Below are 14,326 nucleotides of genomic sequence, written 5' to 3'. Positions count from 1 at the left end.
ATTTATGGGGAATAACCACACCACATAGGCTCTGCCTTGCCTAAATACCAAACAGACTGCTGAAAATTTAACCTTGAAAGGTCAACAGACCCTAAGGTTTTTTAATTTTCTTAATATCTAGCATGTGAGAGCCATGCTTAATCTTTGTCTCTAAATACGCTTTATTACCTGAAAGCCCAGCTTTAATGTGAGCATGAGTACCCACAACAGAATCAACTTCTATACCTGCATCTTTTAATGCATTGAGCTTTTTAGGGTTATTAGTCATTAATTTAACGTGCTTTAAATTAAGCGCATTGAGCATTAACACTGCATCTGAAAAGTCACGTAAGTCATCAGCAAAACCTAAATGGTTATTAGCTTCGTAAGTATTCATACCTTGTGATTGCAGTACATACGCATCAATTTTATTATATAAACCAATACCACGCCCTTCTTGGCGTAAATAAAGTAAAATACCGCCCTGCTCATGCATCATTTCAATACACTCGTTTAACTGCTCACCACAATCACAGCGTGACGAATGAAATACATCACCGGTTAAACATTCAGAATGCATACGAATAAGTGGGACACCTTGCTGGGTATCGGCGTTATTAAATACTAAAGCAACATGCTCTTGGCCATCTTTTAAGCCACTAAACGAGATAATTTCTGCAGGAATATCACTATTTTTGCCAACATTAAGCTGGACTCTTGCTCTTACTTGCGCCACGACCAATCCAAATATTAAAAAACTACGACACGATAAAGTGATAATATCACAAAAGTTCAAAATTGGATCGTAGTACACCCTAAGTAATGTCAAATATATTGCGACGACAGCGGCTATTTTCAATATGTAAGCATAAATATATTAGCAACGCATATTTACCTTGGTTTACCTAAAATGATGACATACACATAAGGATTTGCTAATTTACCACCGACAAATAATAGGGATCATTATGAAACTAAATAAACGTGTATTACTGATGGGCTTAAGTTTATCAGTACTGTGTTCCACCTCACAGGCAGAGCAAGTAACTACCTCTCAAGTAGAATTTAACAATGCTTATCAAAGTTACCTGGATGCGGTTAAAGCTGCAGACAATGTACAACAAACTGCCGAGCGTGCTTATACATTAGGTAAATCTGTTTACGGTGATAATTCAGATAACACCGCAAACTTAGCTATTAACTATGCAAAATCAATTAATGGCTATGGCAAAAAATGGATTGAAAAGCGTTTTTCACTTTACCAGCAAGCCTATACTATTTCTGTTAATAACCATGGTAAAAAATCGTTAGAAACCGTTGATTCTTTAGTTGGTATGGCTAATTTTGCGCCCTCAGCTCAAAAAGCGGATTATTATTTAGATCAAGTGATTGCAATAGCAAATACGCAAAACAAACCTAAATTTTTGGCTGACATGAAATTAGAAGCGGCAACCATATTAGCCAATAAATTCGGCTACGAAAAATACCATGAAGCTAAAAACTACTTAGAAGAAGCCGATGAGTACTATCAAGCTAACTTACCTGAAAACTCGGTTGAACGAATAAAAGCTGACTTTTTAATGGCGTCGTTTGCTGAGGGTAGAAAAAGATACACTCAAGCAATTGAACGACTTAATCGCGTAGTAAAGGTATTTGATGAAAACTTAAATTACGATCACACCGCCGAGCTTACCGCACATTCAAGATTAATTGGCTTGTATGAAAAACAAGGCAAAAGTGATGAAGCCACTAAACACTGTATCGCGATAGCTAAAATGGTGCCGTGGAAAGAAAGCCAAGAGCAAACACCACTATACCGCGTTGAACCTAAATACCCTAAAAACAAAGCGCGATTTAGCAAAGATGGCAGCGTAGTTATGGAGTTTGAAGTCAATGAATCTGGCTTTGTAAAAAATCTGCAAGTACTTAGCTCTGAGGGTGGCTTGGCCTTTGAAAAGTCGGCAGTAGAAGCATTAGAGCAATGGCGCTATGCCCCTAAATTTGAAAATGGAAAAGCGGTTGCAGCAACTTCTAAAGTACAGCTCGATTTTAAAGTAAAACGTTAACTAACTATAACAAGGCGCGATGAGCGCCTTTTGCTTCAATTGCTATTCTCAGAGCAGTTAAAATTCATAGCTTAAACTAATACCGCCATCCGCTCTTTTTTCGTTACTATCACTTGCTTTTCCGTAGCCTATATCTAATTCCAGTCTAAAACCGGAGTTGTTTAACCCATTAAAGTTATAGCTGTAAGTAAGCCCTACACCGTTAGTGGTTTCTTCATCAAAAATACCGCTAATTGCACAACCTATAATATTACCAAATTCACTTGCTATATCGTCATTTGTTGAACTTTCACACTTTTTATCAGTATCTCTTGCGCCAATAGCGCCCACAAGTGCACCAAAAGCATGCTTTTTATTATCACTTACTGCTTGTTCAAAACCTGCTGAAAATCCATCATCTAGGCCTAGTTTATAGTTTGCATACCAGCGCTGTGTGTTGTCGTTAGATGATAAAGACACTTCAGGAATAACTAAATAAGGATAGCCTCCCCCAACCGAAAAACTAATCTCGTTGGCAGCACTAGAGTAAGAAGCAATGGATAAAACGAGTAGTAATATTTTTGTTTTCATAAGTTCCCCTCTGAGTGAGCATAAAATGTACTTACTTTAGGGACGCAGTGCAATACGAAAAAAAGCTTGTTAAATTTAACTTTAATAATAAAAATAGGGATTAAATCTTAGCCAGTATGTTATCGCTGGCGGCCTCTATTAAATCAAGTACCTTTTCAAAGCCATCATCACCGCCATAGTAAGGATCGGGAATTGCGCTTTGTGCTTGCTCGCCATACTCTAAAAACAACGCAAGCTTGTACTGCAAATGTTCAGGGCAACGTGCGGTTAAATCCGACAGGTTTTGTTTATCGGCTGCTAAAATAAGGTCAAACTCGCTAAAATCACTACTACGCACCTTGCGCGAAAAAATACCTTTAAAACTATAACCGCGTTTTTCACCAGCCTGCATTGAGCGCCTATCTGGTTGATTACCTTCGTGATGACCAATAGTCCCTGCCGAGTCCACTAGCAGATCAATACCTAACTTTTTAGCGCGAGCTTTTAATACCGCCTCTGCGGTAGGTGAACGGCATATATTTCCCAAACACACTATTAGTACTCTTTTCACTTATGACTCCCAAGCTTTTGCAAAAAATCAGTAATAAACGTTATTTTAATGAGGCTAATAGTTTTTGCTAGCCTTCCAGTTGCTTAAGCACTAAACATACGTGTTTTTCATACGTAAGAAAAAAGCAGAAGGCCTTAGAGGGTTATGATTTTTGCAATCCCTATAACTTAAAACTGCTTTAAAATTGCATCATTGTAGTCATCAGCATTTAAGGTTAAGTTGAACTTGGCCGCAACGCTATCTAACTCGGCTTGTTTAATCGCTAAATCATCCATAGTGATGGTGTTATCGTCAAGCTGCCATAATAATCGTGAGCCCGCATAACTATATTGAATCGCCAATAATGCATCGGGGTTACCTTCTCGTCCCGCCGCTTTTAGCTTAGCCATTTTACGAGTGATTTTATTAAGCGCTTTTTTAAGCTCCCACACATACACCACCTCGGTCATAAAAGGATGTGTTCGGTATTTATTTAACAACCAGCCAATGCCAATACTCGTAACAATTACGCCTAATAAGTTCCAATGAAAATGACTACCACTTTCATCGGGAAATAATGCAATTAAGGTTTGTGAAATTGCTAAACTGCCCACAGCTAAACCTGCTGCACAGCCGACAATAACGCGATTTAAATGTTTACGATAACGTGCTTTATCTATTTGAATAAGTTGCATAGCTGCCTAAAAGTAAAAAACTAAAAAATACACAGCCCCATTGTAGCTAAACCCATCACAGAGTTAAGACTCTTTTTTAATAAAATACCCGTAGTTTTTGATTTAGCGCCTGTTTTATACTGCTTTCAACATAAAACCAACCAACGATTTTATTTGCACCCACTTATTAGGCATAGGATAGTAGGCAACAAATACGACTTAGTATAGGAACATCATGATAAAAACACTGATTGCCACAAGTTTAATATTTTCTTCTTTTAGTACTTTAGCCAATTTAAACACACCGCTAACCCCAGAAGAATTGCGAATTGAAAAAGCCAGCCAAGCGATGCCAGCCGTACTAAGCGCTTTTGCCAGCGAAGTTAATCAATTTGAGCAGCAGTTCAAGTCACTCTCAAGCTATGCACAAGCCGTAGATGCCGTTAATGACTACTCAAAACGATTATGGTTTAGTGCAAAAAAACGCATCACTACAACGCAAAACTTAGATGATCGCGCACTTTATTGGGCTCGCTTACAATCAAGTAAAATAATTCGTACCACAAAACCTGCATTTTCGCTGAGCACCGCGCAGCAAACAGTGTTATTAACGTTACTAGAAAACGGAAGCCGAGGTCGCACAGACCTAAGCTACTCACAAAACACCACTAAAAAGATACTACTAACTGGGTTTGACCCATTTTTACTTGATAGAAATATAAACCAAAGTAACCCATCGGGCGTAGCTGCGTTGCTTCTTGATGGCCAAGTAATAAACTATAAAGGGATTAGTGCTGAAATAAACACTGTAATGGTGCCTGTGCGATATGAAGACTTTGATCAGGGCATCATAGAGTCCTTACTTGCCCCTTATTACGCACTTAATAATGTGGATATGGTGGTTACCGTTAGTATGGGTAGTAAGGATTTTGATCTTGAGCGCTTTCCAGGTAAGCGCCGCAGTGTAACAGCCCCCGACAACGCCAATATAGTATATGGCGGTACCAAAACAGCGCCGCTCATTCCAAGCTTACACGACCGCCCATTACCCGGAACTGAGTTTGTAGAGTTTAGCTTACCTGTTAGCGCTATGCTAAAGGCAAAAGGCTCTTTTGCGATTAATGATAACCGCCATGTTATTACCCTCAAAAAAGACTTTGAGCCTAACAGTTTTGACGAATTAAAAGAGTCAACTGCAGTGCGCGGCGGTGGCGGTGGTTATTTATCTAACGAAATTTCGTATCGAAGTATTCGCCTTCGTAACCAGCTAAACTCAGATATCCCGACAGGGCATATTCACACCCCGCGAATTGCTCAGTTTGAACCCGAAACCGAAGCTAAAATAGTAAAACAAATTCAAACTATGTTAGAGCACAGTTTACTAGCGCTCTAACATAGCTTGCTTTTTCAACGTTAACATATCGATTAAATAACAAATGTAGGAGCGCTTAAATGCTCCTACGTTTTATTAAACTAAACCGCTAAAAGAGCATGCTGTAGTTGCATTAAAATTAAAAGTGCTCTGAATCCGCTTTGGCTATTTTATAATAAAAACTCATTACTTTAATTATTAACTAGATCTTCACAAATTGTGTTCTATGCTCATTTGAGGTAAATCCTTATTACAGGGACATAGTAATGAACACGATTAATCAATTTATTAACTCATTAAATTTAACAAAAAAACTTATCTCCGCCTTTTTAGTTGTTTCCCTAGTACCAATAACAATAATTATTGTTGTTGCAATTAATACAGCCTCAAACTCGATGACAGAACAGGTTTATTCACGATTAGACGCTGTGAGTGAAGTAAAACAAAGCGCTGTTAAACGCTATTTTATCAATATTGAAAAAAAGCTTAATGTGCTACAAGCAAATCCAGAAATGGCCAATATGGCGACAAAGTTTATAGAAGGATTTAATGATATTTCCCCTTCAAACTCATCAGAGTCTTTAAATCGCTTTTATAAAGAGTCTTTTACTCCAAAATTTAAACAGCTAAACCCGACAGATACAGTTTCATCATCCCCGTTAGAGCAAATGAATCCAAAAAGTATTGAGCTGCAGTCTCGTTATTTGGCTAATAACCCAAATCCAATTGGTGAAAAACAAAAACTAACTGCAACCGAGCAATCAGACTCTTACGAGCAAGTGCACCGCCAATATCACCCTTATTTACGAGATATGACCAATATAAATGAGTTCTACGATATTTTCATTATCGACCCAACAAATGGCAATATTGTTTACTCCGTTTATAAAGAAGTCGACTTTGCCACATCGCTACAAACAGGGCCCTATGCTAAAAGTAATTTAGCGAGTTTATTTCAACAATTAAAAGATAGCAGCAACCCACAAACAATTGCATTTGCAGATTATAAACAGTACTCCCCTTCATATAATGCCCCTGCGAGCTTTATAGGTAAGCCTATTGTTGTTGATGGTAAAACGATTGCTATTTTAGCCGCCCAATTATCGATTGAAGATATCAATTCAATCATGAAAGAGCGTGACGGATTGGGTGAAAGCGGAGAAACCTACCTTGTTGGTCCTGAAGGGTTAATGCGCTCTGACTCTTACATTGATCCGATAAATCACTCTGTAGAAAGCTCATTTAGAAATCCAAATAAAGGCACAGTGAATACCTTATCTGTAATCAAAGCATTAAAAAATGAGAAAGGGCAGCATGTGATAAGTGATTATAACAATGAGATGGTGCTGTCTGCATTTGCACCAGTAAATGTATTTAATATTCGCTGGGCCCTCATAGCAGAAATGGACGAACAAGAAGCTTTTGAGTCGATAACCACACTTTCTCAACAACTCATTATTATACTTTTAATCACTATTTTCATTGTTACTATTGCCGCATATTGGTTTGCGAGAACATTAACAAAACCAATACATGCCCTGGCTGATACGATGAAAAAAGTTGAACAACAAGGTGACTTTTCATTACGAGCAACTGTCTATTCAAGCGATGAGATAGGCGTAAGTACTCAAGCATTTAACACTCTTCTTGATGCTCTGCAGTTATCTATTAGTGAAACAAATCGTGTTATGAATCATATGGCTGCGGGTAAATTTGATCAACGTATTGAAGCACCATGTCGAGGAGAGTTAGATACGTTAAAACAAGCAACCAACGATTGTGCGAGTTCACTAAACGGTGCAATAAACGAGTTAAATAACATTGCGATTGCTATGGCTGATGGTCAATTTGATATTCAAATTAATGCCTCAATGTCAGGCGAGTTAGGCACCTTAAAAAGTAATATTAACCAATCGCTTTCCTCAATAAATAACACAATGAATAGTATCGTAGATATTATGGCTAACGTAGAGCAAGGTAACTTTAAAGAGCAAATTACTTACCCTGCTAAAGGAAAGCTTGCCCAGCTAAAAGACAGCGTGAATAACTCAGTAAATAGCTTAAGCATTGCCATAGATGGTATTAGTGACGTTATGAGTGCATTACGACAAGGCCAGTTTTCAGCGCAATTAGACGCCCCATTAGCTGGACAACTTAATACCTTAAAACAAGATATTAATTCCAGCATGGCTAATTTAAATAATGTAATGAATGAAATAGGTGAAGTCATGACCTTTGTTAGTAAGGGTGACTTTAAAAAAATGATAAAAGGTGAAGCCAGCGGTCAATTGGAGCAGTTGAAAAGTAATATTAATACATCAATCACGGCTATTGATAATGCTTTAACTGAAATTTCATCAGTCATGCTAGCAATTAGTCAGGGGCGTTTTGATCATACTATTTCATCAACCATGACTGGCCAACTAAACAGTTTAAAAATAGATATAAACCAATCAGTTACTAATCTAGAACACGTCATAAATGATCTCAATCAAGTAATGGCTGCAATGGCAAACGGCGATTTTTCTCATCAATTAAAACAGCCACTACAGGGCCAATTAGAAGATTTAAAAAATAATGTTAATGAGTCTACCTCATTAGTTTCACTGGCTATAAATGAAGTAAGTAGCGTTTTATCAAACTTAGCTAAAGGTGACCTTACCAAAAATATAGAAGGGCAATATCAAGGCGTATTCAATACCCTGAAAAGCGACACAAACGCGACTATCGATAAATTAACCAATGTCATTCAAGAGATTCAAGTGTCAGCGAGCCAGGTTATGCAAAATGCAGGCGAAATAGCTTCAAGCAATACTGAAATAAGTAAACGCACAGAAGAGCAAGCTGCCAACCTTGAAGAGGCAAGCTCAAGTACTGAGCAAATGCTAGATGAGCTAACTAAAGTATCTGAACAATCAAAAAGTGCCGTGGCATTAGCAAGCAATGCTGAGGAAATTGCAGAAGAAGGAAATCAATTATCAATACAGACTGTTAGCGCGATTGATGAAGTGAATGAAGCCAGTAAAGACATAAACGAAATACTTACGGTTATTGACAACCTGGCTTTTCAAACAAACTTACTATCACTTAATGCCGCCGTAGAAGCTGCTAGGGCTGGCGACCACGGAAGGGGCTTTGCTGTAGTCGCTAATGAAGTGGGTGATTTAGCTGGACGTAGTGCTAAATCTGCGAAGCAGATAAAAAGTATTATTGTAAATAGTAATCAAAAAGTAGCGCTTGGGACTGAATTAGCAGACACCTCAGGAAAAAAACTAAAACACATAATGCAAGCTGTTAGCGATGTTAGTAAAAATATAATACATATAGCGCATTCTACCTCCGCACAGGAGCAAGCAATTAAAGAGGTCAATCTTGTTGTACAACGTTTAACGGGGCTAACTCAGGCAAACTCAGCTATTACAGAAGAAACAATGGCAGCAGCACGACAAATGGCAGAACAAGCAACCGAGATGAGAGTGCAACTCAATTACTTTAATCTAAAAAAAGAGCAACAATAGAATAAATGCGCTGCCAGTTATCCTGCTAGCGCAACGCACTTTTTAACTTGAGAAACTCAATGAGCCATTGTTAGTTATATACAATTATAAAATTACGTCACTTTACCCGCTAAATTAAAACGTGGCTGGGTATATAGCTGGGTTTTAACCACCTCAGCTAAAATAGCCACTGCCTGCCAAATCTCTTCAAACGAAGTATAAAGTGGCGTAAAACCAAAGCGTAGAATATTAGGTGCACGAAAATCAGCAATAACCCCTTTTTCAATTAACGCTTGGCATATAGCAAATGCGTCGGTATGTGAAAATGCTAGTTGGCTACCTCTTTGGCTCGAATTTTCAGTGGAACATAAGCGCAAATCACTTAAGCATGAATGTGTTTTTACTAATTTAATAAATACGTCAGCAAGTGCAATCGACTTTTCTCTTATTTGTGAAATATCTACATCTTGCCATACATCAAGCGCAGCATCTAAAGCACTCATAGCAATTACACTGGGTGTACCACATAAATACTGATTTATATTGTTAGCACGTTGATATTTTGCATCAAAAGCAAATGGTTTTGCATGACCCATCCAGCCTGATAAGGGGTGTTTTACAGCAGCTTGGTGGCGTTTTGCTACATATAAAAACGCAGGCGAACCAGGACCGCCATTTAAGTATTTATAGCCACAACCAACAGCAAAATCAGCATTACAGTCATCAAGTTCAACCGGTATAGCACCTGCACTATGAGCTAAATCCCATATCACCAAAATGCCTTTTTCATGAGCTAGCTGGGTGATTTTTTGCATATCTAACAATTTACCGGTTCTAAAATTCACCTGTGTTAACAGTAATACTGCCACTGTATCATTTAGGCTTTGTTCAATATCTTGCTCTGCGACGAGTTTTAGCTGACATAAGTCGGGGCCTAATAATTCACTTAACCCTTGTACCATGTATAAGTCAGTAGGAAAGTTATCCTCGGTAGATAACACCACGTTACGCTCAGAGTTTAACGATAGCGCACTACTTAATAGTTTAAATAAATTAACCGAAATAGAATCACAACAAATAACTTGGCCTTTGTCGGCGCCAATAATAGGCGCTATTTTCTCCCCTACCTGAGTAGGTAAATCAATCCATTGGTGATCATTCCAACTTCTAATTAGGTGACTACCCCATTGCTGGCTTACCACCTCTGCTACGCGCGGTTTTACTGCTTTAGGCAGAGCACCTAACGAATTACCATCGAGATAAATAGTGTCTGCGGGTAAATCAAATTCGTTACGTTTGTGAGCCAGCGTATCCGCTTTATCAAGCGCTATAATCTCATTAAAATTCATTGTTACATCTCATTCAAATTTTGTATTAGTGTATTAAATGCAGCTGATCCCGGATGGATCCAATCAAAATGCCCCACGCCTTCTAACATGACAACTGGACGTTTAAGCTGTTCTAAATTAAAAGCAGGCACGATGGCATCTTGGTCACCTTGTAATATAATGCTTTGCGGATGAAGTGGCTGATCACTCGGGTTAGCTTGCGTGTATGCCTTAGGTTTATCAGTTGGCATGCCTTGCATAAAATCCTTTGTCACTTTTTGACAACTATTATCACCGCGTGCATACGCTTTTATATCAGTAATAGGGGCTAAGGCAATAACCCCTTTAAGCTGATCAATTTCACCACCAGCAAGCAGAGCTAAATGCCCACCAGCTGAGTGTCCTACCACAACCGAGTCAGCTAAATTAAACTCGCCATTGTTATATTTACTTACCGCTAAAATTCCGGCTTTTACATCATTAAACGTTGCAGGCCAGCCACCACCGCTTGCGCCGCTTCTTCTATACTCTAAAGACCATACGTTAAAACCAGCTTGTGCAAGCCCAGTACTTAACGCGTAGGTATGTTTAATATCGTATGCACTTAGCCAACAACCACCATGAAGTAAAATAACTAACGGGTTTTGCGGCTGTATTTTTTTTGCGCGCCAGAGTAATGCGTACTGTGACTCATCACTGCCGTAGGCTACTTTTTCATCAGCTGAGTTAAATCCAAGCGAAGCAACACTTGCGTATGCAACATTATTATCTACATCAGGAAAGTTAACTTGCAGCGCGGTGGCATTAACCAAAAAAGGCCATACAACTAAAAATAAAACTACTAAGCATTTCAAAATAAAATACTTCCTTTTTTAACCTTAAAAGCGATATAACTAAAAACGCTGGCAGTCGTTTACAAATTTTTTTATACGACTTACCAGGGCTATTACGTCATTATTAATAAAATAAATAGAATGATTTATTGTTGTTTAAAAACCGTGCCTTCTTTCATAACAAAATCAACATCCAATAAAGCGCTAATATCGCTAAGTGGGCTGGTGTCTAAGGCAATAATATCAGCAAACTTACCAGGCTCTATGGTGCCTAAGCTATGATTCATATCAATCAAATCAGCCGCGTTAACCGTTGCCGACTTTAAGATATCAGCAGGAGTCATACCTGCTTGGTACATCAATACCGCTTCTTGTGCGTTAATGCCGTGCTTAGATACGCCACTGTCGGTACCAAATGCAATGTTTACCCCGGACTTATATGCCTTAGTAAAATTGTTGAGCATATCGCCCCCCACCCTAATTGCTTTGCTTTTAATTGGCGCAGACATAAAGTCACTGTTTTTTGCTAACCTAACTACGGTGTGCCCAGCAAGCAAAGTAGGGACTAAATAAGCCCCTGTTTCTTTAAATAATTTAATGCCTTCATCATCTGTGTAACTACCGTGCTCAATGCTATCAACGCCCGCACGTAATGCTGCATTAATACCTTGAGCGGCATGCGCATGACTAGCTACTTTTCGCCCTAAACCATGCGCTGTATCAACTACAGCTTTAAGTTCATCGTCTTGCATTTGCTGCCCTGTGCCCGTAGTAGTATCCGAAAGCACGCCACCGGTAGAAGCAACTTTAATTAAATCAGCCCCGTATTTAATTGCATAGCGAGTTTTTTTGCGGCATTCAATAGCGCCATCACACACTGTGGGCGGTGTTTTCATAGTGAGTAAGTCTGGGCTCATACCATCAACATCTAAGTGCCCGCCGGTAATAGTAACGCCAGCACCAGCAATAATTCGAGGGCCACTTATCCACCCTTTGGCCACCCCATTTCTTAATGCGTACATTTGCTCACTTTGACTGCCCACATCACGCACTGTAGTAAAACCCGCCATAAGGGTTTTGTTAGCAAAATGCACACTGCGCATTGCTATATCTGCATCAGACATTTCCACCAGCTCTTTTTTGTTATCTGGCCCAAGCTCACCTTGTAAATGCACATGCATATCCATGAGCCCAGGCATAACAAAGCGGGTCGATAAATCGATTAACTGAGCATTTTCACCAAAACGGTTGATAGGTAAAAAACCCGCTGATACCGAAACTATTTTGCCATTTTCTATTACTATAGTTTGTTTTTGTTGTGGTTTTTCTCCGGGAATAGCCAATAACTCTCCTGCATGAATTATTTTAGTACTCGCATGTGCATTAGTAGCAACGATGTTAACTGCGAAAAAAAACGAGGTAACAACACTCAATCGAAATATGCTCATTAAACTCTCCAGTAATTCGTTCTGCGTTAACAACAACGAAATAACGTTAAAATATTGTTATACAACCAATACCTTATCAGGAAAGTGATAAAAACAAACCTGAAATACATTTTTAGTAAGAATTCTGCTAACTATTAACACTGTCTTAGACTGAAAAAATAAAAGAAGGTGTCTATACTCAACCTTATTGTTGTAATACTTTTCATATGTAGGGAGCTTATGGATATTAAAGACATAAATATTGCGCTGCTAGAAAAGTGTAATTTTCTTTTAATGGTATTTGATAATAATAATCAGCTTAGTTATCTTTCTCAAAGGTGGTCAGAGCTTAATGTTGCAGCTAAAAAAGTACCCACCATTGAAAGCCTTTATGGCTGTTGTACTACTGAAAGCAAAGATCTATTACAACAACAAATTCTCGCACTAAAATCGCAACATAATGAGTTAGACCAATTTGATATTGAACTAACATTAGCAACCGATTACTCCATTAAACTAAATTGTTGCTTACACAGTGTGCAGCAAAACCAACACCAATATATAGTTTTAGTTTTTAATCAGCATTTTGCCCAAGTGTCGTCTGTTATTAGCAATAACGAATTACAAACCATCATAGAAAATGCCGGCGAAGTATTAAAGGTAGGCTATTGGCAGTTCGACTGTATAACTAACCAATTATTTTGGACCGATGAAATTTACACCATTCATGGTGTTTCACCGAGTAACTATTCCCCTCAACTAGATACTGCAATAAATTTTTATCATGAAGATGACAAATCCAAAATAACAGATGCGATCGAGCAAGCTCTTGCATGCGGACAAGAATGGAGCTGTATAAAGCTTCGTGTTGTAGATGACGATCTACAAGAGCGCACTGTTATATCAAGCGGCAATGTATCGAGAGATTTAAACGGTGAAATCACTAAGTTATATGGCATTTTCCAAGACATATCAGGGAATGAAAAAATAGCTCTGGAGCGGGATTTTTTAGTTACTGCACTCAAAGAAACCACTGTAGGAATGGTGATTGCCGATAAAGACAAGCGTGTTATTTGGGTAAATGGCTCATTTGAAAGAATTACGGGCTACCCACTGAATAAAGTAGAAGGTAAAAAGCTTGGCTCCATTTTACAAGGTGAAAAAACTGACGCCAACACAATAGAGCAACTTAAAATTCATCTTAAAAAAGGCATCCCTATAACCACCCGAATTTTAAACTATACGCAAAATGGTGACCCTTATTGGAATGAACTGGCCATATCACCCATTTTTAGAGACGGCAAAGTGGCTTATTACTTTGCTGTACAAAACGACGTAACCAAAGAAATAAACATAGAGCATAAACTGATAGCCCTCAATACCAGTTTAGAGCAACGTATTCAGGCGCGTACTCAAGAACTCTCTTCACTTAATAAAGAGCTAGAAAAGCAAGCCAATATAGACCCACTTACAGGCTGTTTAAATAGACGAACTTTATACAGAACACTCAGCGATGAACTATTAAAAACGCAAAATAAAAACACCTATATTTCATTATTAATGCTCGACATAGACCATTTTAAAGCAATAAATGATAATTATGGCCACGAAGCTGGCGATTTAAGCTTAAAAGAGCTTACCAACACATTACGCGCTTTAACCAGAAAGCACGATTTTGTATTTCGCCTGGGCGGTGAAGAGTTTTTAATTATTATGCCCAATACAAACAAAGCAGAAGCTAAGCAAGCCGCTGAGCGAATTAAAAACACGATTAATCAACATAAAGTTTTCTATCGCAATAAAAATATTAGCTTTACGGTAAGTATTGGGCTGCTTACCCATGATGGCTCTATCAGCCTACAAAACAGCTTAAAATACGTTGATGACTATTTATACGAAGCAAAAACGAAAGGCCGTAATAGGATTGTTGATTGAGCAATTTAAAATCAATTGGTAAAAACTTAACTAGTCATATAAGCTAACTACTTGAGCATAATAATTTAAATGTATTTAGCTAAATTTGAGTTCGTAAATAAATACACTTTAGGCAA

General features: G+C 38.3%; 11 protein-coding genes. 4 read left to right on the top strand and 7 right to left on the bottom strand.

From position 1 onward, the window contains the following. Positions 1-91 precede the first annotated feature (91 nt). On the bottom strand, positions 92-715 hold the full coding sequence (gene ribA / locus FHG08_RS06625) for a GTP cyclohydrolase II (RefSeq protein WP_010390804.1): 624 nt from the start codon (positions 713-715) through the stop codon (positions 92-94). A gap of 232 nt (positions 716-947) precedes the next feature. On the opposite strand from ribA, the gene FHG08_RS06620 reads away from it, so the two are divergent. Then, positions 948-2,045 (top strand): TonB family protein, encoded by a 1,098-nt coding sequence (locus FHG08_RS06620; RefSeq protein ID WP_138608443.1) that lies wholly within the window; start codon positions 948-950, stop codon positions 2,043-2,045. A gap of 57 nt (positions 2,046-2,102) precedes the next feature. Here the strand turns inward: FHG08_RS06620 and FHG08_RS06615 are convergent, their stop codons facing one another. From FHG08_RS06615 to FHG08_RS06605, 3 genes are all read right to left on the bottom strand, one after another. After that, the gene (locus FHG08_RS06615; protein ID WP_178955077.1) at positions 2,103-2,615 is read right to left on the bottom strand and encodes a hypothetical protein; all 513 of its coding nucleotides are present in this window, start codon (positions 2,613-2,615) and stop codon (positions 2,103-2,105) included. Between the two features lie 100 nt (positions 2,616-2,715). Further along, on the bottom strand, positions 2,716-3,165 hold the full coding sequence (locus FHG08_RS06610) for a low molecular weight protein-tyrosine-phosphatase (protein ID WP_138608447.1): 450 nt from the start codon (positions 3,163-3,165) through the stop codon (positions 2,716-2,718). 167 nt (positions 3,166-3,332) lie between these two features. Continuing rightward, a complete protein-coding gene (locus FHG08_RS06605; RefSeq protein WP_178955075.1) occupies positions 3,333-3,839 on the bottom strand; it encodes a DUF3087 domain-containing protein in 507 nt (168 codons plus the stop codon). A 214-nt stretch (positions 3,840-4,053) separates the two neighbouring features. On the opposite strand from FHG08_RS06605, the gene FHG08_RS06600 reads away from it, so the two are divergent. Further along, positions 4,054-5,211, top strand: coding sequence for a hypothetical protein (locus FHG08_RS06600; RefSeq protein ID WP_178955073.1), 1,158 nt, complete (start codon positions 4,054-4,056; stop codon positions 5,209-5,211). Positions 5,212-5,456: 245 nt separating this feature from the next. Further along, complete coding sequence (locus FHG08_RS06595; RefSeq protein ID WP_178955071.1) at positions 5,457-8,708, top strand: methyl-accepting chemotaxis protein; 3,252 nt, start codon at positions 5,457-5,459, stop codon at positions 8,706-8,708. Positions 8,709-8,800: 92 nt separating this feature from the next. Here FHG08_RS06595 and kynU read toward each other — a convergent pair whose 3' ends face one another. The 3 genes from kynU to FHG08_RS06580 all read right to left on the bottom strand — a co-directional run bounded on the left by kynU (position 8,801) and on the right by FHG08_RS06580 (position 12,296). Continuing rightward, on the bottom strand, positions 8,801-10,036 hold the full coding sequence (gene kynU / locus FHG08_RS06590; protein WP_178955069.1) for a kynureninase: 1,236 nt from the start codon (positions 10,034-10,036) through the stop codon (positions 8,801-8,803). Between the two features lie 2 nt (positions 10,037-10,038). After that, positions 10,039-10,869, bottom strand: a complete 831-nt coding sequence (locus tag FHG08_RS06585; protein WP_372239235.1) for an alpha/beta hydrolase family protein — start codon at positions 10,867-10,869, stop codon at positions 10,039-10,041. 125 nt (positions 10,870-10,994) lie between these two features. Continuing rightward, complete coding sequence (locus tag FHG08_RS06580) at positions 10,995-12,296, bottom strand: amidohydrolase family protein (RefSeq protein ID WP_178955067.1); 1,302 nt, start codon at positions 12,294-12,296, stop codon at positions 10,995-10,997. Between the two features lie 219 nt (positions 12,297-12,515). On the opposite strand from FHG08_RS06580, the gene FHG08_RS06575 reads away from it, so the two are divergent. After that, positions 12,516-14,210, top strand: a complete 1,695-nt coding sequence (locus tag FHG08_RS06575; RefSeq protein ID WP_178955065.1) for a sensor domain-containing diguanylate cyclase — start codon at positions 12,516-12,518, stop codon at positions 14,208-14,210. The last annotated feature ends 116 nt before the right edge of the window (positions 14,211-14,326 follow it).

Source organism: Pseudoalteromonas sp. Scap03 (genome assembly GCF_013393115.1).
Taxonomy (GTDB): domain Bacteria; phylum Pseudomonadota; class Gammaproteobacteria; order Enterobacterales; family Alteromonadaceae; genus Pseudoalteromonas.
The sequence above is the reverse complement of the archived record's forward strand: the minus strand, read 5'-3'. Positions and strand labels throughout refer to the sequence as shown.